The sequence below is a fragment of the Nitrosomonas marina genome (assembly GCF_900110145.1).
Lineage (GTDB): Bacteria > Pseudomonadota > Gammaproteobacteria > Burkholderiales > Nitrosomonadaceae > Nitrosomonas > Nitrosomonas marina.
Genome location: NZ_FOCP01000001.1, coordinates 49,207 through 69,960, shown reverse-complemented (window position 1 = coordinate 69,960; position 20,754 = coordinate 49,207). Strand labels below are relative to the sequence as shown.

The 20,754-nt window shown below is 49.3% G+C and carries 16 protein-coding genes and 1 pseudogene; 5 read left to right on the top strand and 12 right to left on the bottom strand.

Translation table 11 applies throughout. From position 1 onward, the window contains the following. The first annotated feature begins 230 nt into the window (after window positions 1–230). Complete coding sequence (locus BMX44_RS00350) at window positions 231–1,379, top strand: eCIS core domain-containing protein (RefSeq protein ID WP_218143888.1); 1,149 nt, start codon at window positions 231–233, stop codon at window positions 1,377–1,379. 253 nt (window positions 1,380–1,632) lie between these two features. Here BMX44_RS00350 and BMX44_RS00345 read toward each other — a convergent pair whose 3' ends face one another. Together BMX44_RS00345 and BMX44_RS00340 are read right to left on the bottom strand one after the other, a co-directional pair. After that, window positions 1,633–2,781 carry a GGDEF domain-containing protein gene (locus BMX44_RS00345; protein ID WP_090626917.1) on the bottom strand — a complete coding sequence of 383 codons (1,149 nt, stop codon included), beginning with the start codon at window positions 2,779–2,781 and terminating at the stop codon, window positions 1,633–1,635. A 435-nt stretch (window positions 2,782–3,216) separates the two neighbouring features. Then, window positions 3,217–4,647 (bottom strand): sodium/proline symporter, encoded by a 1,431-nt coding sequence (locus tag BMX44_RS00340; RefSeq protein WP_090626915.1) that lies wholly within the window; start codon window positions 4,645–4,647, stop codon window positions 3,217–3,219. A 561-nt stretch (window positions 4,648–5,208) separates the two neighbouring features. On the opposite strand from BMX44_RS00340, the gene BMX44_RS00335 reads away from it, so the two are divergent. Continuing rightward, a complete protein-coding gene (locus BMX44_RS00335) occupies window positions 5,209–7,677 on the top strand; it encodes a vitamin K epoxide reductase family protein (RefSeq protein ID WP_090626913.1) in 2,469 nt (822 codons plus the stop codon). Next, entirely contained in the window at window positions 7,670–8,710 is a 1,041-nt protein-coding gene (locus tag BMX44_RS00330; protein ID WP_090626912.1) for a sodium:calcium antiporter, read from the top strand. Before BMX44_RS00335 ends, BMX44_RS00330 begins: the two co-directional genes overlap by 8 nt. A gap of 286 nt (window positions 8,711–8,996) precedes the next feature. Here the strand turns inward: BMX44_RS00330 and BMX44_RS17610 are convergent. The 10 genes and pseudogenes from BMX44_RS17610 to BMX44_RS00275 all read right to left on the bottom strand — a co-directional run bounded on the left by BMX44_RS17610 (window position 8,997) and on the right by BMX44_RS00275 (window position 18,305). Further along, window positions 8,997–9,657 (bottom strand): annotated as a pseudogene (locus BMX44_RS17610) (EAL domain-containing protein). Continuing rightward, window positions 9,654–9,812: an EAL domain-containing protein gene (locus BMX44_RS17605; RefSeq protein ID WP_177167620.1), complete on the bottom strand. Its 159-nt coding sequence runs from the start codon at window positions 9,810–9,812 to the stop codon at window positions 9,654–9,656. Before BMX44_RS17605 ends, BMX44_RS17610 begins: the two are co-directional and overlap by 4 nt. Window positions 9,813–10,352: 540 nt before the next feature. Next, window positions 10,353–12,335: an eCIS core domain-containing protein gene (locus tag BMX44_RS00310; protein ID WP_090626905.1), complete on the bottom strand. Its 1,983-nt coding sequence runs from the start codon at window positions 12,333–12,335 to the stop codon at window positions 10,353–10,355. Window positions 12,336–12,500: 165 nt separating this feature from the next. Beyond that, the gene (locus BMX44_RS00305) at window positions 12,501–13,313 is read right to left on the bottom strand and encodes a hypothetical protein (protein ID WP_090626904.1); all 813 of its coding nucleotides are present in this window, start codon (window positions 13,311–13,313) and stop codon (window positions 12,501–12,503) included. A 214-nt stretch (window positions 13,314–13,527) separates the two neighbouring features. Beyond that, window positions 13,528–14,220: a 6-phosphogluconolactonase gene (gene pgl, locus BMX44_RS00300; RefSeq protein ID WP_245738763.1), complete on the bottom strand. Its 693-nt coding sequence runs from the start codon at window positions 14,218–14,220 to the stop codon at window positions 13,528–13,530. A gap of 10 nt (window positions 14,221–14,230) precedes the next feature. After that, window positions 14,231–14,875 carry an HAD family hydrolase gene (locus BMX44_RS00295; protein ID WP_177167619.1) on the bottom strand — a complete coding sequence of 215 codons (645 nt, stop codon included), beginning with the start codon at window positions 14,873–14,875 and terminating at the stop codon, window positions 14,231–14,233. A gap of 5 nt (window positions 14,876–14,880) precedes the next feature. Further along, window positions 14,881–15,843 (bottom strand): NAD-dependent epimerase/dehydratase family protein, encoded by a 963-nt coding sequence (locus BMX44_RS00290; RefSeq protein ID WP_090626902.1) that lies wholly within the window; start codon window positions 15,841–15,843, stop codon window positions 14,881–14,883. Continuing rightward, entirely contained in the window at window positions 15,833–16,771 is a 939-nt protein-coding gene (locus BMX44_RS00285; protein WP_090626900.1) for a phosphoglycerate dehydrogenase, read from the bottom strand. The genes BMX44_RS00290 and BMX44_RS00285 overlap by 11 nt, the downstream gene beginning before the upstream one ends. Continuing rightward, on the bottom strand, window positions 16,768–17,538 hold the full coding sequence (locus tag BMX44_RS00280) for an HpcH/HpaI aldolase family protein (protein ID WP_090627218.1): 771 nt from the start codon (window positions 17,536–17,538) through the stop codon (window positions 16,768–16,770). The genes BMX44_RS00285 and BMX44_RS00280 overlap by 4 nt, the downstream gene beginning before the upstream one ends. Window positions 17,539–17,555: 17 nt before the next feature. After that, window positions 17,556–18,305, bottom strand: a complete 750-nt coding sequence (locus tag BMX44_RS00275; RefSeq protein ID WP_090626898.1) for a 3-deoxy-manno-octulosonate cytidylyltransferase — start codon at window positions 18,303–18,305, stop codon at window positions 17,556–17,558. 348 nt (window positions 18,306–18,653) lie between these two features. Here BMX44_RS00275 and BMX44_RS00270 point away from each other — a divergent pair, with 348 nt between their 5' ends. Together BMX44_RS00270 and BMX44_RS00265 are read left to right on the top strand one after the other, a co-directional pair. Beyond that, complete coding sequence (locus tag BMX44_RS00270) at window positions 18,654–19,946, top strand: hypothetical protein (RefSeq protein ID WP_090626897.1); 1,293 nt, start codon at window positions 18,654–18,656, stop codon at window positions 19,944–19,946. A gap of 18 nt (window positions 19,947–19,964) precedes the next feature. Beyond that, window positions 19,965–20,726, top strand: coding sequence for an FkbM family methyltransferase (locus tag BMX44_RS00265; RefSeq protein WP_090626895.1), 762 nt, complete (start codon window positions 19,965–19,967; stop codon window positions 20,724–20,726). Window positions 20,727–20,754 lie beyond the last annotated feature (28 nt).

Here is a 20,754-nt window from a genome sequence, read left to right as displayed (position 1 = left end):
GAATTTACCAGCAGCACATGCTGATACAGGGACGGTCTGTCCAGGCCAGTAGTGCACCCGGGAGCTGTCTGCATATTCTATGCTGCCGGTATTATCGCAACATGATATGCTTATCTGTTCAGGACGTGACAAAATATTCGCAAATAACTTTATCCGTTCCTGGGCTGCTGCTGTAGCGGCATAGACGGGCATGAGCAACCTGTTGAATGTAAATTTTAACGGAGGAAGGTATGAGACGAGTCGTATCGCCTGATTTGGAACAGCGCAACCGCCATGCAAACAACAGTCCTCGTGCAGGTCGGAATCACCGCGCAGTCAATACCCCCGGTCTTGCAGATACACGTACAGAAACCATTGCACAGCGCAGGTTAATTGCCGGCATCGCTGCCAGCCCACGCGTTGTTTCACAACGAAGAGAGGCTGAGTCGGTCCATAACAGCCCCCGCATGACTGTACAGAGAAACCGGTTTAATTACGCAGGCAATGCTGCTGCACAATTGCAGAACACACCCGAAGATGAATTGATGCAGGGACGATTCGATGCTGCGCAGCGTATGGAGGAAGATGAACCTGTCCAGGGTAAATTCGACACCTTGCAGCGCATGGAAGACGAAGAGTTGCTGCAAGGGAAATCCATGACGGTACAAAAACTTGAAGAAGAGACCCTGCAGGGCAAGTCCGTTTCCGACAAACTGCTGCAGCGTAAGGAAACACCTGATGCACCATCGAATAACACCGGCCTGCCGGATAATCTCAAAACTGGGATCGAGTCACTTTCCGGCATTTCCATGGACAATGTACGCGTGCATTACAATTCCGACAAACCGGCGCAGCTGAATGCACTTGCCTATGCGCAAGGGACCGATATACATCTGGCCACGGGGCAGGAACAGCATTTGCCGCACGAGGCCTGGCATGTGGTGCAGCAGGCCCAGGGGCGGGTTCAACCAACGATGCAATTGAAAGAAGGCGTGCCGGTGAATGATGATCACGCGCTGGAGCGTGAAGCAGATGTGATGGGAAACAAGTCATTGGAAATTGCTTCTTCGAACGAAGCGATGCGCAATACTGTGCCTGACACTGTGCCCAATCATTCCGCGACGCAGCTGGAGACTGGTTCCGTCCAGCTTCAGATATCCGGTAACCAGGTCATCCAGAAAAGATTCGATGCGGGTATCGGCGCCGGATGGCATATCCATTTCGGGGATCACGTCAAATACAACGGTAATAACGCCACAAGAGTCAACTTTGCCGGAAGAACAAGAAGGCAGGTCGGATATGCCTGGGAACAGGTGATTCAGAACAACGGACTGGCAGGCACCAAGGCTAACCAGGATTTCATAGATTGTAAAACCTGGATCAGAAATAATATTGCGTAGTATCGCCAACATAGAGTGACCGTAGTTATTGAACAGGCATAATGGCATTTATCCCAGCGTAATGAAGACGGGCACAAAAATTTGGAATTGTAGTTGGAACGTTGGAAAATCCTGGCTGATTTTTGGAAATCGATCTGGACGATATCAAAATGGCAGATAAGGTGCGGGGCTCATCGCACGATCTTTATGCATGCCAGTCCTTCAATAAAACTGCTGAAAACTGGTATAACAAGCGCAATGCAGGGAAAAGTCCTTAAGTGATGACGATGTCCGGATCGTACACCACAACCCGGTTTCTGCCTTCGGATTTTGCCTGATATAGTGCTTTATCCGCATAGTCAAGCATAAGGGCGGCAATCTGTTCACTATCCGGTCGGTTCTGGTGCTGAAGCGAGCCCAGACTTTTGAAGTGCGTCATGCCGATTGAAATGGTGACATGAAAAGACTCGGTTTCCAAGTGGTGGGCCGTTGACTGAACGGTTTCGCGCAGGCGTCCGGCGATTTCAAGGGCTTGCTGCAGAGTTGTCGCCGGCAGCGCAGCCACAAATTCTTCTCCGCCGTAGCGTGCTACTATGTCACAGGCGCGTAAATGTTCTTTTATCAGATTCGCAATGTGTATAAGCGTTTTATCGCCTGTCTGGTGACCATAGGTGTCATTTATTTTTTTGAAAAAATCAACATCGAGAAACATGCAGACAAGGTCGTCCTGCAGACGCAGCGTGCGTTCAATTTCGTCCTTGAAGCGCAAATCAAAATAACGCCGGTTATAAACCTGGGTAAGCACATCCTGATAACTGATCTCCTTGACTCTTTGCTGATTAAGGCAGTTTTCCACGGCAACAGCGGCCATGATGGATAGTTTTTGCAAAAAAAGCGTACCTGCATCTTTCGGAAACCTGTTACTGTCGTGGCTCAGCAGAAATAGCGCGCCGATAATGCTGTTGCCTCTCAATAGCGGCAGGTATGCCGCGCTTTTGAACGGGCTGCTTGTTTTCAAGCCGGAAGCCATCCAGTGGAAATTTTTTAACGGTGCGGCACCAAGTAACGGCGTACGGGTCAGAGAGTCGACAAATCCGGTCTCTTTGACGCAATCCAGTATCACCAGCCTGTTTTCGTATAGCACGCGAATTTCATCATTGTGATTGAAAAACAGGCGTTTGATATCTCTATGACGATCAATCAGACACAGAACGGCTTCATCAAGCTGGCAGCGTACAATTGTTTCTGTCAGGAGCAGATCAAGCAGTGCTTTCGGAGAACCGGCAGCGATAATTTCAAAACCGAGGGTTTCGTAAAGCTCTTGCTTTTTTTCGTTTTCCCTGGCCTGTCTGATCAGGTCATTCAGCGTATTTTGCAGCTGGCGATTGCGCGCATGTGCCAACGTGCTGGTTTTTAAACTCATGCGTAATTCAAGGGTTGTGGCGCAGTGGGCATGATGAGTGAATTCAAAGCATCAATGACGGCAGAAGTATAGCATCATTTGCTGCGGGATGAGTTGTAACAGTTGAGCGATATTGAATTTTCGATTCGAAATGGTGATGAGCAGCATTGACTAGAAATATTATACATTTAATTAGAATCTTAAACCTGTTCCATGCCAATCAGTTGTGTTGCTGATTCTGTTGCTGTTTTGTGTGGAAAGATATGCAGAAAAATGTTCTTGTTAGAACTTAATGCGTATATCCTGTCCGATTCTTATCGGAAAAATTCAAGTTTCAAACATGGCGTGTCTTTTTTGGTGCTGAGTCGTAAAACAGAATCAGTTACCAACTTGTTTTTTGTGTGTGATTCTGAATGCCTGGAAGTTATTTTTCTAGTTGAAAAGAAGTAAAAAAGTTTACTTGAAAAGTTTAACGTGATTCATCACGTACCAGCACAGATAAATTAACAGTGCAGCGATTGTAGCCGGGAAGATCTTTAACAAGTCGTCATCGTATCCTGAAAAATGCCAGAGGGTTGCAGTGATAATCGCAACTGCCATCATGGCAAGCGCAACCGGCGCAGTCAAAGGGAGATAAAACATACGAAGAACCAGAACTGGTCCGAGGCTTGCACCCATTGCCGACCAGGCAATAAGTACCAAACCGAAGACCCCTTCATGTGCAAAAAGCGCAATCGCAAGTGCGGTGGTCGTGATAGCAAACGTGCCAAGCTTGGAGGCAAGATAAGAATCTTTCCAACGCGGGAAAATTTCCTGGGTTAGGGTGCCCGAGCACACGATAATTTGCGAATCTGCCGTGGAGACTGTCGCGGCAAATAGCCCTGCAAGGGCGACCCCGACAAAAATTCCCGGGAGCAGCTGCATAGTGAGCACTGGTAGCGCTAGTTCGGTGGGTTCTTTTAAACCTGCAACACTTGGCAAATTGGCAAGATCTGGGATAATCGCACGGCAGTACAAGCCAACACCAATAGAGGCGGCAAAAAATATGATATACCATATAAAGTAATATATGCGTGCACGCTTGATTGCGTCGACTGATTTGATAGCCAGCAAGCGCGTCATCAAATGTGGTTGGCCAATCGTGCCAAGGCCGGCAAAAATATAGCCGGTAATAAATGCAAACACGCCAAACTGCAGCTCTTGTGGAAACCAGGAAACAAGTGCCGGATCCTGGGCGCCTAGATTCGCTGTCAGCGCAGACAGCCCACCCACTTTGAAAAATCCGGCAATCAGGATTGCCAGCATTGTGATAATCATGGCAAAAGACTGCGCAGCATCGGTCCAGATGTCAGCGCGTATACCGCCAGCAAACGAATAAACGATCACAATGAAAGCGCCGATAAGTGCGCCAACATACATTTCCCAGCCAAATAATGCATGTAGCGCAGTGCTGCCGGCTTTCAACTGTGCTGCCGCGTAGATTCCAAGGAAAACAATGGTAATGAGACCAGCGCTGACGACTATCAAGCGATTGACGCTATTATTCTCGGTCCCGATTAACAATGGCAATGTGTTTATGTTGGCATTCCCGGAAATTCTGCGTACACGTGGATGAATGAAAATCCAAACGATAAGGTCGCCCAGTATCCATCCAAGCATAAGCCAGACAGATTCATAACCAAAACGGTAGGTATAGGCAATCATACCTATGAACATGAAACCACTGTTATTGGTAGCAACAGTCGAGAGTGCCGTGAGCCAGGGATTTACTTTGCGGCTGGCCACCAAATAATCTTCAGGGGTTTTGCGTTTTCGGACCATCGCCATGGTTCCGCTCATAGTAAGCAAGATCATTACAATAATGAAAGACCAGATTGTTTCGCTCATTTTGGAGTTGTCTGCCGCGTGGATTCTGGTGTTAATTTAAGCATAAATCGGCAGGTGGGCAGCGTCATATAAATAATGATGTTTTGTTGGTTGGTGAGTATGAAAATAGCTTTTCCAAAGCTGTTACGAAGTAGGTAATTGATAACCTGTTGAATAAGATTATATAATCCTAAAATAATGTGCCGCATTTTAATACAATTTACGTTCAAAATCTAAAGTTTGATATGAGAATCAATACCGGGTTTTATTTTTTGCGATGATTTAAATTGGTTATCTGGCTGGCGATTGACAGAAGATAAGAGGTGTTTACCGGCCATTTCCGAAGCCGATTCTGACCCGTGCAGTGAATGAATACAACATGCATGGTTTCTATTACAGATTTCAAAAATTATGATATCTCTGGTATCGTAACTCTTACGACAAAGTCGCTTCAAAATGATTAAACCGGGTTTTTGATTATTCAAAAACTCTGGAGCCAGCGCGGCATATTACGCGGCAGTACAAAATCCACCCTTCAAGATCAATCTGTTAATTCATTGAATCAGAGAGGTAAATAGAGTAATGGCCAGCCGACAGAAACCATTCGTAATTGTAACAGGCGCTTCCGGGAATATTGGCGAAACGCTCAGTCAAAGCTTGAAACAAAGATACCGGGTTATTGGGTTTGATATCAATCCCTGTGAAAAGGCAGAAGCCAGTATTGAATGTGACCTGACGTCTGACGATTCTGTAAGAACAGCTTTGGATACTGTCCGTGCGCAGCATGGAGAAAAAATAGCGGCCGTCATCCATTTGGCGGCCTACTATGATTTCACCGGAGCGCACCACCCACTGTATAGGAATGTAACAGTTGACGGAACCCGGCGTTTACTGAAATTTCTTCAAGATTTCGATGTTGAACGATTTGTCTATGCCAGTACCATGCTGGTCCATGAGCCAACGGTACCTGGTCAGAAAATTGATGAAAATATGCCGCTGAATCCAGGCTGGGCATACCCACAATCCAAAGCCGAAGCAGAAGAGATCATCAAGCAGCAGCACGGTCGAATGCCATATACCATTTTGCGGCTGGCAGGTGTATATGATGATGACAGTGCAGTACCGACATTAGCCTATCAGATTTCCAGAATTTATGAACGCGACTTCAAGAGCCATCTTTATGCGGGCGACCTGATGGCCGGCCAGGCTTTTATCCATAAAGAAGACATGGTGGCTTTATTTCAGAAAGTGGTGGACAGGCGTAAGAAACTGCCGGAAAACAGTATCATGCTCGCGGGTGAAAGCGAAGTGATGGGTTACCAGGAATTGCAAAATAGGATCGGGTATCTGGTATTTGGTAAAAAAGAATGGCAAACCATAGATATGCCTGAATTTCTGGCAAAATCGGGCGCGTGGTTGGAGGAAAAAGCAGAGCCCGTTATTCCTGATGTAATCGACCGTGGTGAAAAGCCTTTTATTAAACCATTTATGATTGATCTGGCTTCCGATCATTACGATCTGGATACTACTCAGGCACAAAAATTGCTTGATTGGCAGCCCAAACATCGCATTTATGATGGATTGAAAAGTATTGTTGCCAGTCTCAAAAAAGACCCTGCTGCCTGGTATGAAAGAAATCATATAACGGAGCCAGACTGGGTGCGGGCTGCACAAGAGAAACATAAAAATGCAGACCGAATCAGAGAAAAGCACGAATCGGATTATCGCCGCCAGCACAGCGAGAATATTTGGGCGCATTTTCTTAATATGGGTCTGGCTGGCTGGCTGATAATGGCGCCTTATACGCTGGGTTATGAATCACAGGCAATGATCTGGAGCGATGTCTTATCTGGTATAGCGCTGCTAGTGCTCTCATTTGTTTCGTTATCCTGGCGTTTTGGTCTGGCGCGTTGGCTTTGTGGCGGAGTGGGACTCTGGTTGCTTGGGGCACCGTTAATTTTCTGGGCGCCAACGGCAGCTGCTTATTTAAACGATACAATAGTTGGCATGCTTGTCATGGGCTTTGCAGTTTTGACTAGACCGGTACCGGGCATTTCACCTGTTGCCGCCCAAACCGGGCCTACCATACCACCAGGATGGACCTATTCCCCATCTAGCTGGTTTCAGCGATTGCCAATCATCATTCTGGCATTTATCGGTTTTTTTATATCCCGCTATTTATGTGCTTATCAGCTGGGTCATATCGATAGTGTGTGGGAACCTTTCTTTTCAGGTTCGCTACAGGACCCAAAAAATGGTACTGAAGAGATCATTACATCTTCGGTTTCCAAAGCCTGGCCGGTACCGGATGCTGGACTTGGGGCAATGACTTACGCGCTCGAAATACTAACCGGAATTATGGGTTCGTCCAGACGCTGGCGTACCATGCCATGGCTGGTGATACTGTTCGGTATTATGATAGTGCCACTCGGTATTGTTTCAATTTTCTTTATCATTATCCAACCTATCCTGATTGGAACATGGTGCACGCTATGTTTAATTGCTGCGGCCGCGATGCTGATACAGATTCCTTATTCTTTGGATGAATTGATAGCCACCACCGAATTTCTTTACCGTAGAAAAAAACAAGGCCGCTCTCTTTTGCGCGTCTTTTTTCAGGGCGATACAGATGAAGGTAAATGGGAAACGGTTGAGGATGATTTTGCGCAGAAACCATCCATCATTATCAAGGAAATGCTCGGCGGAGGCGTGACGCTACCCTGGAACCTGGTATTCTGCATTCCTGTTGGGGTCTGGCTGATGTTTACACGTGTGACAATCGGCACTGAGGCGGGCATGGCGAATGCCGATCATTTGATTGGTTCACTGGTACTGACGGTAACCGTTACTGCGTTGGCCGAATCGGGCCGCGCATTTCGTTTTTTTATATTGCCTTTGGGAACAGCATTACTGGTTACCCCGTTTTTCTTCGATACAAGCACAGTTTCCCTGATTTCCAGTATGGTCTGCGGTTTGCTTTTAATCGGGCTGTGCCTGCCGCGCGGCAAAATTTATAACGAATACGGAAACTGGAGGCGGTTCATTGTTTGAAGCGTTTTCAATAACAACCAATTTATTGATTTTTGTTGTGCTTGCCGGTGCGATATGGACATCCGGCACGTATTTGTCATACTTCGTTGATGCGATTGCCGAGCAGACGAAAATCGCACGTGCTTTTATGGGGCTTATTTTTCTGGCTACAATCACCGAATTGCCGGAAATGGTAACGAGTATTACCGCAGTCTCTGCAGGTAACGGTACGCTTGCCATCAACAATATGTTCGGCGGTATTATGATGCAGTTGGCCGTACTGGCCATCGCCGAAATTTTTATCATAAAAGGCGTGCTCAGTTCCGCGCCACGCAATCTTTCGGTATTAGTAGCCGGTTTGTTATTGATTCCATCGCTTTCGATACTGCTTATGATAAGTTACATTGGTGATATACCCATAGTAGCGCATATCGGACTTGGCAGCATTTTAATCGCTCTGTTGTATGTTTTCTTTATGTACTTACTTTGGAGAATTCAGGACCGCAATACCTGGAGCCCGGTTGACCTTCCAAATGAACAGCCGGAGCGTGGAGAGGCACGGAGCAATCATTATGATAATCTGTCTTTGCACATACTGATTCTTTTTTCAGTAGCTGCAGGGGTGGCCATATTAGTGTGCGGCGTGTTTATCGTTTATGTTGCTGAGACATTGGCCGATCAGACCGGGCTGGGCAGCAGTTTCATTGGAGTTTCTTTATTGGCGCTGACAACGTCACTGCCGGAACTGAGTACAGCCATTGCTGCAATCAGGGTGAAAGCCCATACCATGGCGATTTCCAATATTTTTGGAAGTAACCTGATCATGACGTTTCTGATACTCCCGGTGGATGCTTTTTTTTCAGATGGCCCGGTTTTAAATCATATTGATTTGTCAGCTTCAGTTGCATTGGTTGGTGGTATTCTCTTGACATCAATTTATTGTATTGGAATTACAATACGTCCAAAATTGAAATTTTTTGGCATGAATATCGATTCGTTACTGGTTTTGATTTTTTATATGGCGGGGTTATTTATTCTCTATCAGGTACGATAGATTTGACAGCTAGCAAAGACTGTAAAATTCTAAAATAATCCATACCTGCAAATTAACTGACTCTTCTGGTTTTGTTCTTTTAAACTCGAAATTAGACGAGAAGTAAATTTTGATTTGCCGGAATAGTTTGAAATGAGAATTGCTTTCTGTGTTCGCTAGCTGAAAAATGTTGATCAATAAATTCTATGGATTCTTCTCGCGATTGACATTCCAGAAACATTTTTGCGCGGCGTATATCGTCCATGCCATCAAGCTGGCGGCAAGAAATACTACTCAGCGGTATGGGTCAGGCTATTTTGGTAGGCGACATCAATGAGTATTGCAGAATGATTACACTGGCCGGGTGATTGGGACCAAATGGCCCACTGTAATAGTAGCCCTGCATTTCGTTGCGCCCGTATTCTTTCAGCAGTGTGGCCTGATTGATATTTTCAACATCCTCCGCAACGAGTCCGATACCGAGATTTTGGGTCAGTGTTGAAATGGCTTCTACAATGGCTGCATCCTCGGTATTGCAGGCAATTTCTGTAATGAAGCTGCGATCTATTTTTAACCAATCAAACGGGAAGCGCTTGAGATAACTGAGTGACGAGTAACCGGTGCCAAAATCATCAATGAACAGGGTGATACCGAACTCCTTCAGAGCATGCATGGGTTGAAATGGCGTGCTCAGTATTGTCCACCAGCAGATTTCCAGTCAGTTCCAGTTCGAGATAGCGCGGCTCCAGTCCGGAATCGGCGGGGGCGGAACGTACAGTGTTTACCAGGGATTCACTACGAAACTGCCGCGATGAGAGGTTTGCCGATATGCGAAATGGTTCGAATCCCAGATCCTGCCATAATTTGTTCTGGCGGCATGCTTCCCTGATTACCCAGGTTCCTGCCTGTATGATGAGAGTCGATTCTTCGAGTTGAGAAATGAAACGACTTGGAGGGACTATTCTCATTCCGGGTGCTTCCAGCGAAGTAATGTTTCGGTTCCAATAATTTTCTGTGTGCGGCTGCGTATCCATGGCTGGTATTGCAAGAAGAACGCTTCATTAGTAACGGCAAGGCGCAGGGCCGTTAAAACCGTCTGACTGACTTGGATTGAATGTGACACCACCATTGATCCAGCCGCCGAATTCCAGATTACGCGATCGAAAGCAGCTTTGCAGATTATTAATATAGCCAGCAGTTGAAAAAGTACAATTGAACAATGCGGCGCCAAAAATGATAACAATCAATAACTTTATTTTTGATCTTGTTTGGATTGGCATGGATAGAATATCGGCTCAGCTCAAATTTCAGCGTGTAACCATCAAGTAAGGATCCAGTATCTGGATATAGAGTAAAATGAAGCGCGTAAGATGCCAGATTTATTGACTAAAAGCGTAATCGCAACAATAAAATTTCCTGCTGGTAATTCGGATTGTTGATTTCGGCCTTTAACAGAATCGAAAACATCGGAAACCGGGGGCAGTTATCAAAGCGCAATCAGTTTTCGGGCGTATTCCACGGTATAAAGCTTCTGTCTCTGACGAACAAAAAGCGAGCAGGGAATGATTATCTACATGTTGAAGTGTGGTTTAAGCATGATGAGTTTCAAAATCGGGATGCTGCCTGGTTGAAGGACAATAATCGCCGGTTCTCGAAGTTAATCCTAGGTAATGACAGCCGTTGTCAATCGAGTGCAGTCCCGGCAGCCATTCCGGCGCGAGAGGCTGCCGCGGTGGGCGGCAAGGATGCTGCACAGCGAGGATCGCGTTAACGGTAGCGTGAGTGAAGATGCCACATGTATCGCGCTTGTGTCTTCCGGTGAATCCCAGGTCACATGCGGTCGGGCGGGACGCGGAACGGTATCCAGCAATTCGGCGAATTGCGAGCCCAGTTGCAGGGTCAGTTCGCTGAATCCTGCAAACTGGCCTATTCGCGAAAAGAAAAGGTTTCCCGGTAAATCGGACTGGTAGCAGTTTTCCGGAAGCATGCCGGGGCACAGGGTGATGATACCGACTTCACCCTGGTCGCATTCTTCTTCGGGACAATTTGCTGTCCGGGGAAAATGCATCTGCGCGGGATTCAGTTTAAAGTCATAACGTGCGCCATGGGTCACCAGTGCGGCCCAGGCAGTGGCCGCGTTGTTAATATGATTGGCAATGGTCAGCGCATCGATTGGATGCGCGCGAAGCGCCCTGGAAACAGCTGCTCCCGAGACACTGCCAGCGGCAATTTGTAAATTAATTGTCGGGTTGCGGGCAGGGTTCTTTCCCTGCGCCTGAAGTAAAGCCTCTTCGGCCAATAAGCGCAATGTCGTTGCCCCCTCGGCTACCTGATGCGCCGTGATGCCGTGTCTTCTCGCAATTCCGTCAGCCGCGGTAATGTCCGCCTGTATTGCAAGCACGGCGGCGTCGGTGCGCGCTGCATTCATCTGATCGATCAGCCATTGCGTGGCGTCCGGTCCGCACAGCGGCGGTCTTTCCTCGGGCGGAACCGGTTGTGCCGGTGCGTTGTGTTCGATGGTCACGCTGCGGCGTTCATCCACCGGACCGGGTGTTGGTCCATGATTAAAGACATCGATATTCCCAACAGAAATACTCAGTCCCAAAGGACCTGGTGTCATCATTAAATTTGCAGCAGCCAAAGCCCTGGCGCAGGCCAGATTGTGATTGTAGCCCGGATTGCCGTCAACGCTGGCAAAGCCGTGCACGGCAAATCGCGTACCGATTGGCAGTCCGCGGTGATCATTTTCCAGGTTGATGTCTTCGCCAGGTTTGAAAGTATCGCAATCAAAGTCAAATTTATAGACCGGACTGCTCGGATTGAAAACGCCGTAATCAGGCGAACGCGTGCAACCGCCTGGTGCGCCGATTGCAGTACTGCCACAGGCCCGTTGCACAGTGTCCGCGACAGCTGTCCGGACTGTATGGGTCTCATGAGCTGCGCCGCCGGTGTATAAATTTTCAGCGGTGTTTTTTGGTGCCGCTTTTCCCTGTTGAACAACGTGTGTCAGTTCATGCGCCAGCAAATGCCTGCCTTGCGTCGTACCCGGCTGATATTGGCCGCGGTTGAATGTGATGTGGTTGCCCAGTGTATACGCTCTGGCATTGATCGCTTCGGCTGATTGTGTACTGCTGTTGTCGGTGTGCAGCCGTACATCGCGAAAATCCCGCCCCATGCGTGATTCGTAAAATTGCCGCAATGCGTAAGGCAATGGACGCCCGTTCGAGTTGTGTTTTGTAAGTGAAGGAATCTCCGGGAATGTTTTCTGTCTGATTCCATTCGGATTGCGAGCTTCGGAAACTGCGTCCATCGCTTTTTGTTGTGGTGTTTCTTCGCATTCATCGCACAGCCGCTGTACGTTGGTCGAAACCGTATTTTGCAGAACTGCGGTGCTCAATCCGGGGTTCTGTGATACCACCTGGTCGGCCACGCGATCCGCTTCTTTTTCATACCGGTCATCGGGCGGTCCGATTTTTATCTTTTTCTGAATAGTCTGGTTCGGGGCGTTTGAAATGGGTTGCACGAGGGTGCGTTGCAGTATCGCACGCACAGCAGAATGCTGATTTGACGTGAGGCTGTGACACGCCGGACGAGTCCGTTTGGTCGTTGTTGCCAGTGAAGCGAATGTTGCAAAACCAGTATGCATGGTCCATGGCCTCCATTATTTTCGCCATTCGCGCAAGTCCGTGGTGGAAAGAACAAACACGGTCAAGTGAAAATATACAAATCCCCGTATTCTTTGTCAAACCCGCGATTATTAATTAATGACCAGCCAAATGATCAGGAAAGGTTATTCTGGATCTGGCCGTGTCTACGGTCCTGCAGAGCCAAAATGAATGGGTGCAGCCCCTGTTGAGTCCCAGGTACTTTGCGCGTAACGATATAACCGGACAATGCCAAGGTTTGCCGGCGTAGTGGTTGACGATAACAGGCCGGCAGCGTTAGTGGCCGGATTGTTTTTGATAAAACCCTGAGCAGCGGGATCTGTTTTTGTAAAATAAAGCTTTGCTCTGGTTGCCAGATGCCCTTCGACGGCGCCATAAGTTGCGACCAGATTCGGGTTGTCCCAGTAATCGTTGTCTGTGCCAATGCTCGGCGTTACTTTGCCGGTGTTATCCACTGCCCAGGCTTCCAGAAAATGCGGTGTAACCGGGCTTGGGACAGCATTGCCCCGGGCATCTTTTGCCCGCCAGGTATTGACGACATCCTGAATAATCCAGCCTGTTCGTCCGGTGGTGTTGAAACCGACATGCCATACAAAAGCGCCATGATTGTTCCAGGTGGGTCCTTGATTGGTAGTGGTGGTAATACTGATTCCTGTCAGCATGCTTGCGGTTGATGCAGCCACATTTCCCAGTGCCGTGCCGATAGGCCGTCCAATGTCACCGATAATTTCTCCGGTCGTACGACCGCGAATAATTTCGCCGTTGTCCGCTTCCGGACTCAGACCGCGCGTTGAACCTGCTCCATTTGGCTCGGTTTTAACCGGGTTATCGATTCTGCGGTGTGTGTGTAGAAATGAGCGAATGTCACGCCGTTGTCCGATATACGTCCTGTTCAGCGTTTTTGACCTGGCTGATGCGAGTTGTTGAACAAGCCTGGATTTATTTGCAAAAGCATGCATGACCGATTTGCTGCAGTCAAAAAGTTTTTTAGTAATGAGTTATGAAGAATATATGAACCTTAGCATAATAAACTATTTCATTCAGCTTGAAGAAACTACAATCTGAATAAATGTAATTTACATTTTTATACGTAATTACATGATATTGCAACGTTCGTGCAGAAAACTCCCATGATTGCCTTTGTCCGACGTTGTGAGTCTTTTTATTCTGTAATCAATTCGTCTCAAAAACCGCTACCGGCGTTCGTGCACGCTGCAATAGCCAGACCAACGGTATCGCCGGATCGGCAACATTCTCAATCCTGTCGAGTAGTTGTCGCTTGGATTTACCTGTGACGACCAGTGCAATTTGCGCACTGTTGGCCAGCGCATCAAGTGACAGACTTATGCGGTGCGACGGAGCCAGCGGCGGAGAGACAGCAATGCAGCGACTGGTCGATACTCCAGTCGTTTTGTGTAGTTCCAGTCCCGGAAACAGTGAAGCGATATGGCCGTCTTCGCCGAGCCCCAATACGGTCAATGTAAACGGTTGAGGCAGCGTTTTCAGGCGCTGCTCAATTTCCGGAATCGCCGCTGCAGGTGTGTCGTGCGGGGTTTTGAGACCGGTAAAATGCGGCTGTACATTCAAACGCTTGAGCAAACACGCTCTGACCAGATGTTCATTCGAGTCATGTAATCCGGTATCGACCCAGCGTTCATCGCTTAGGGTGATGGCAATGCGGTGCCACGGCAGGGTTTGGGCGGCAAGGGCGGGCAGGTAGGCGCGCGGGGTGCTGCCGCCGGGAACGACGAGACTGGCCGTTTGCTGCCGGGTCAGTGCGGTGCGCAGAACCTCGGCTGCATAATTGGCAAAGCCTTCGGCGAGTGCATCAGTGGTTGTATAGGTATTTCGCTGTATTTTCTGCACGCGCGGTAATTCAGATCACAAGTGCGCGTAAATCCGGCACTATCGGCGTACCGGGTGGGAAAGGATTGTCATCGCCGGGACGCACGCGCCCCAGAAATGCGGTTTTGTTTGCCTGCGCACCCTCATAGTCGGCCAGGGCGTCTCCGATCATCAATACACGGTTTGGATCCAGCGCGTGGTCGGACAGAATTTCAGCGATCAGCACCGGTTTGAGCTTGGGCGCACCACGTATCTGTTTGAAGTAAGGCGTCAGGCCACGTCGTTCGACGATTACTTTGAGTTCAACCTCAGGCGTGCCCGAAGCGACAAATAATGGAATCCGGTCATTCTGCTGGTGAATCAGCTCATAGGCGCCAGGTACGGCGTCAGCTGCCACTACAGCCTCCACGACCAGTTCGGAGAAGCGCAGGTCCAGTTCTTTTTCTTCTTCGGATGTCAGCGGGTCTTTGTGCAGCAGCTGCTGCTGAAAGTGGCGGAATTTGTTGTATCGCGACAAACCGCCGTTTGCAGTATGGTATCTGACGACTTCGGTGACGACTGCTTCGCCGTATGGGCGGTACAGCTCGGCAAACGCCTGTGTCTTGATTTCGCCGGATTCGGCGATGACGCCGTCAAAGTCAAAGATAATCGCTTCAAAATTTGTAATGGCAATCATGATTGTCAGGCCCGGTTGTCGGAAGTCGATGGCGTGGCGTCGTCGTTTTCATCCGCATGCTCCAGCACCTGGTGGATTTCACGGATGCAGTCCAGCAATCCCTGGCCGAGATCGACATGCTCGTTGAGCACCAGTTTGCGTCCGACGCGCGGCTGAAATGCATAGGGTGTAATTTCATAGTGGTGCACGGTGCTGGCTTCATCGAAACGCAGCTCGACCGGCCATGGCATGATCTCTGAAATCATGGTCATGACATCCCGAATGCGCAGTTTCTCCTGTCCTGTCAGGATCAAATGCCGGTTGGCAAATTCCGGCGCGAGGATCTGTACGCTCATGCGCGCGGCGTCTTCGACATGGATGTACTCACGTATGGCATTGCCGCTGCCCTTGTAGGTGATCGAATGGTGCGTGATGGCCTCATGCAGCATGCGGTAAATGCCGTTGCGCCGGTCGCTGCGCCGTCCGTACAGCGAACCATAACGCAGAATATTGTATTCGAGTCCGTAACGCTCGTGATAAGTTTCTGTGAAGCGCTCGGATGCCTGTTTGCTGGCACGATAAAACGAGCCGGACTCCGAGTAAACATAAACACTGCTGGCGAAAACGAAACGCCGGACGTTGGCAAGCCGCGCGGCTTCAAGTACATGAGTATTGCCAAGCACATTGATGGTGGCGGTTTCAACGGGCTTGTTATGCGCTTCATCAATATCAGCGATGGCAGCAAAGTTGTACACGATGTCTGCGCCCTTGACGGCATCAATGACCTGCTGAATATCCATGATGTCGCCGGTGATCATTTCCTGACCCTGTCTCAGGAAAGGCGAAGCGCTGCGGTCAAACAACCGCACCCGATAACCGGCGGCCGAGAGTGCGTCGGCGACATGGCTGCCGAGAAAACCGCTGGCACCGAAAACAATGACAGTCTGGCTGGAAAACGGTAGGTCCTTCGAAATGGTGTTATGCGTCATGAATGATGCCTGTTTTGATAAGTCCATTCAGCAGGTTTTCTGCGGCCTCCAGTTCCATGCGCTGACGCGCTTCTCTGGCCAGAGAGCCAACATGCGATGACAATACAAGGTTGTCGTTTTTGATTAACGCGCCCTGGTATGGTTCCTGCTCAAATGCATCCAGTGCAGCTGCACTCAGTTTGCCACTGTCCAACGCGTCTTTAAGTGCGTTTTCGTCGACCAGACCGCCGCGGGCAGCGTTGATGACAATGGCGCCGTGTTTCATGCGTGCCAGCGCCTGGTCATCAATCAGGTGATGCAGTTCAGGAGTGTAAGGCGTGTGCAGGCTGATGATATCAGCCGTTCCAAGCAGCTGCACCATCGGCACGTTTGCGACGCCGGATGGTGTTTGTGTGACATGCGGATCGTGCGCGATGACAGTCGCTTCAAAAGCCTGGCAGAGATGGGCGACGCGTCTTCCAATATGACCCAGTCCGATCAATCCGACGGTTTGCGCCGCGAGCAGCCCGCCTTGCGTGCGTGGCCACTCGTTAGCACGGACTTGCCGGTCTGTCAGACAGATACGCCGCAATGCGGCAAGCATGAGTCCAAGCGTGAGTTCAGCGACAGCCTGTGCGGGCGCTTCGGGGGTGTTGAGTACGGTGATGCCATGGCTTTCGGCTGCAGTGAGGTCGACACTGTCCATACCGGTCCCGCAGCGCGAAACAACTTTCAGATTTTTTGCTGATTGAAACACACGTGCTGTGAGCGGCTCGACCCCGGCTATCATACCGACTACATCGTTTTTGAGCAGTGCTGCGGCTTCGTCCTCTGTCAGCCTGCGGCCGTACGGATTCATGACAAGTTGCAGACCCGCGTTGACGAGGCGGTGAATGACGGCGTTATTCTCGGTATCGAATGAGGAAGTGGAAATGACAAAAGTATTCATAATTGCTGCATCGAGGTGCGGATCAGTTGTAAATGATTGCGACAGATGGAATCCAGAATGCGGATGTCCAGACTGTAACCGAGAAAATTAAAACCTGATTCGATGCGTTGTTGCAGCGCTTCAGGATCAGGCTCAATGACATGGATGCCGCCGGGCTTGTGGGCGCGTTGTCCTGCTTCACGGATATGGGTAATGGCTTCCTGAACTTCGGGGTGGTCCAGTTCGCCGGGGCGGCCCATGGAGCCTGACAGGTCATAGGGACCGATAATATAGGCATCGATACCTTCGACACTTAAAATATGATCGATGGCATGAACGGCGTCAACATGCTCAATCATGGCAACGATCACCGCGTTCTGCTCCAACCATTGCCGGTAAGCTGGAAAACTGGCGCCAAAACCCTGTGCACGTGCGAGACCGACACCGCGTCTGCCATGCGGCGGATAGTACACGCCATCAACCGCTGCTTGCGCATCCACGGCGGATTTAATCATCGGCACCATTACGCCAGTTGCACCAGCGTCCATGACGCGTTTGATCTGATCGGGATGATTCGAGGTCAGTCGTACGATGGCGGGACAGCTCCGGCTGTCGAGCACCTGTATGATTGTCTGCACTTCGTTCAGTTCCAGCACGCTGTGCTCCATGTCCAGCACCAGCCAGTCAAAGCCGGCGGAAGCCATGATTTCGGCGATCGCCGTGTGGCCCAGCGTGATCCAGGAGCCGATTGTTGTCTGAGATTGTAAGAGCTTTGTTTTGAGTTGCATGGGTTTCAGATCAGGTATCAATAACGCGATAACAGCGGATCGTCTGCCATCAGTTTGGCTACGCGTGCCAGATCCGCTTCGGTGTCAACGGCCTGGGTGTTGAATTCGGTCGGGACCATTCTGACAGTGTAACCGTGTTCGAGCAGGCGCATCATATCGACCGATTCGAGCTGTTCCAGTGGCGTAGGTTGCAGTTGCGTGTATTGAAACAATAATGCGCGACGGAATGGAATAATACAGACCTGTTTATAGGCGATAGTCTGTTCGAAACCGGATTTGGCCAGAGTCGGTATCGGCTGGCGTGACATGAACAGCGCGTTGTTGGCCTGATCCATCACGACCTTTATCGTGTTGGGATCACGAAAGTCGGACTCCTGCTCGATACGGCGTACCAGATTGACGCAGCCAAGCTCGGGGTCCTGCTCGAACGGTTGAACTGCGGCATCGATCATGTCCGGATGCGTCATTGGTTCATCGCCTTGCACCATGACAACCAGTTCGGCATCCAGATCGACAACTGCCTCGGCCACGCGATCACTGGCGCGTTCATGTGTATCGGCGGTCATAATGACTCTGGCACCGAAATCTTCCGCGACTTTGCGGATCTCCTCGTCGCAGGTGGCGATATAGGTGGCGTCAAGCGTTTTGCTAAGCGCTACGCGTTTATAGATATGTTCAATCATGGGGCGGTCAAGAAGCGATGCGACGGGTTTGCCTGGAAAGCGTGTTGAACCCATGCGTGCGGGAATGACGGCGATAGTTTTCATGCGTGATTGTAAAAAAGATAATGATGTTGATTGGATTAGCGGTTAAAGATTTGCTGTTTGAATGCAAGTGTTATTATCCGGTTTATCTGCAGGTCTGGGCAAATGTAATCCTGTGAATCCGGAGATAACAGCAGAAGTATAGGCCTCCAGTTGCTGGATTACGACAGTTATGTGGCAAAGAGCGGGATGCACGTGTAAAATTGGTGCGGTTTTCACTGGCCGGGTGTTGACAGTGCTCGTGGTTGGAGACGTCCGGTGTCTCATCTGCAAATATAAGGCATCTGTAAATATAGGGCATTTATTAGACATGATTGTCATCTTCTATTCATCATCAGTCATTCCCAGGGAATGAAAGTCCTTTTTTTTCTTCGCCATTATAACGATATTGACCATATTACGCCGGTGATTTACAAATGGGCGGTATCGGGGCATGCGTGTGACGTCGTGCTGATCGGTTCAACAAAATTCCGGCGAGATTATCGTATTCAGTTTCTCAAACAGCTTGCCGGCGTGCGCGTCGCGCATATCAGGGAAGTGCTGGGCTGGCCTCAATTTATCCGCTGGCGATTGCAGACGTACATGCTGACCGGTAACGTCAGGCGCATTCCCTTGCTGGGAGCGCTCGCCCGACGGATTGCGAAACGCTACGATCAAACGCGTCGCGAGCAGCTGTGGCGGCGGGCGACCGGGGCTTTGCTGAACTATTGTTTCGAAGATGCTCGCGGGGGCGTGATTACCTTTGACTGGGTCGAGCGGAATTCTGTTATCAGTGTCGAGTGGATCAATATCCTTATTGAAATGGCGCACGCCAGGGCGCTAAGCGTGGTTTCGCTGCCGCACGGCGACAGCCCTCATGTGAATCAACTGATTCGTCGTGGAGAACGACGGGTTGGCCCCGATACCGTATTTTCCAATGCGGACATTTTTGATCGTCTGGTCGTTCCCAATGAATTATGTGCAAAGCGTTTCCGCCCTTTTCTCGAAAAGAAAAAAATTGCTGTACTGGGTTCGCCGCGCTTCTGCGAGGAGTGGCTGGTAAAATTGCCGGAAATATTGCCGACGTCACCTATAGAGCGTTCTGACAGCAGATTGAAAGTCGTGCTGTTTCTGCGCAAGGCAAACTTTACAACGTTCTGGGAAGAGGTTGCAGAGGTCGTACACCTCATCGCGGAATTTCCGGGAACGGAAATCATTATCAAACCGCATACCCGCAGTGGCTGGAAACAGTCGTTGACCAGGGACAAGTCAGTTACGCAGCTGCCGAATATCCATATCGCTGATGACCATGCTCACTCGGCGCATTTGATGGACTGGGCGGATGTCATCATTGATCTGGCGACTTCCGTGGTTTTCGAAGCCGTCAGGACCAAAAAACCCGTGCTTGCAGCGGATTATCTGATTGCCGGACGCTCGACCGTGGCGTATTACCTGCCCGAAACGGAACTCAGGTGCCGCGATGATGTATATGAAAAAATCAATCACTTTTTAACCCATGGCTGCGATGATTTTTATGTTGAGGAGCACCGTCAGCGTTTTTTCAGCGCGATGCTCGATGTGCCGGACAAAAATGTTCTGCAGCATTATGTGACATTACTTGAGGAGTCCGCCACCGAAATCGAACGGCATGAACAGACTCAGTAAGCAGAAGTGGAGGCATCGATGCTGGTGAATTTTTTTAAAAACATTGTGATCGCGTTTTATCAGTTAATCGGTGGTTTTACCCGTACCACCGTGCGGGGTCAGCCGATCAGGATTGCGGTCGATCACTGGCGGGTACTCAAGCGGGCCAGAAATTATTCCATCAAGGAGCCCGATACGCTGGACTGGCTGGATCAATTCAAGCCGGACACCTGTTATTTCGATATTGGCGCGAATATCGGCCAGTATTCTTTGTATCCTGCAAAAAAGTACGGTCAATCTGTTCAAATATTTGCGTTCGAGCCTCAAAGCAATAATTATTATTCGCTCAACAAGAATGTCTATATCAATGGTCTTGCTGATCAAATAGCTGCTTATTGTGTCGCGGTTTCTGGTAAAACCGAGTTTTCCAAACTTTATATTCCAAAATTTATTCCTGGAGGAAATCGTTCCCAGTTTGGACGGGAAGATGTTCGGAATATGAAAATTCCTGCAACACACATACAGGGAATGTTTGGGGTCACGCTGGATGATTTATGCGGTTTGTGGGGATTTCCGTATCCAAATTATATGAAAATCGATGTCGATGGTATCGAAATTTCCATTTTGAGAGGTGCCGAAAAAGTGCTTAGGAATCCGCAACTGGTGTCGGTCATCATAGAGCTGGGTACGGCAAATGAACAGGAAGAGGCAGTGCAACTCATGAGTGCGGCAGGATTTCAGGTAAAACATAAAACGACTCAAAACTGGGGGGAAACCTGCTTTATCTTTGAGCGACCCTGAGTCAGATTATCTTTTATACGCTGGCTGA

What these genes read in the sequence shown, in the direction of transcription:
- BMX44_RS00345 (WP_090626917.1), bottom strand. Translation starts at nt 2,781, where the DNA reads ATGAGTTTAAAAACCAGCACGTTGGCACATGCGCGCAATCGCCAGCTG.
- BMX44_RS00310 (WP_090626905.1), bottom strand. Translation starts at nt 12,335, where the DNA reads ATGCATACTGGTTTTGCAACATTCGCTTCACTGGCAACAACGACCAAA.
- BMX44_RS00290 (WP_090626902.1), bottom strand. Translation starts at nt 15,843, where the DNA reads ATGACGCATAACACCATTTCGAAGGACCTACCGTTTTCCAGCCAGACT.
- BMX44_RS00275 (WP_090626898.1), bottom strand. Translation starts at nt 18,305, where the DNA reads ATGAAAACTATCGCCGTCATTCCCGCACGCATGGGTTCAACACGCTTT.
- BMX44_RS00280 (WP_090627218.1), bottom strand. Translation starts at nt 17,538, where the DNA reads ATGCAACTCAAAACAAAGCTCTTACAATCTCAGACAACAATCGGCTCC.
- BMX44_RS00305 (WP_090626904.1), bottom strand. Translation starts at nt 13,313, where the DNA reads ATGCATGCTTTTGCAAATAAATCCAGGCTTGTTCAACAACTCGCATCA.
- BMX44_RS00270 (WP_090626897.1), top strand. Translation starts at nt 18,654, where the DNA reads ATGAAAGTCCTTTTTTTTCTTCGCCATTATAACGATATTGACCATATT.
- BMX44_RS00335 (WP_090626913.1), top strand. Translation starts at nt 5,209, where the DNA reads ATGGCCAGCCGACAGAAACCATTCGTAATTGTAACAGGCGCTTCCGGG.
- BMX44_RS00340 (WP_090626915.1), bottom strand. Translation starts at nt 4,647, where the DNA reads ATGAGCGAAACAATCTGGTCTTTCATTATTGTAATGATCTTGCTTACT.
- BMX44_RS00265 (WP_090626895.1), top strand. Translation starts at nt 19,965, where the DNA reads ATGCTGGTGAATTTTTTTAAAAACATTGTGATCGCGTTTTATCAGTTA.
- BMX44_RS00350 (WP_218143888.1), top strand. Translation starts at nt 231, where the DNA reads ATGAGACGAGTCGTATCGCCTGATTTGGAACAGCGCAACCGCCATGCA.
- BMX44_RS00295 (WP_177167619.1), bottom strand. Translation starts at nt 14,875, where the DNA reads ATGATTGCCATTACAAATTTTGAAGCGATTATCTTTGACTTTGACGGC.
- BMX44_RS00285 (WP_090626900.1), bottom strand. Translation starts at nt 16,771, where the DNA reads ATGAATACTTTTGTCATTTCCACTTCCTCATTCGATACCGAGAATAAC.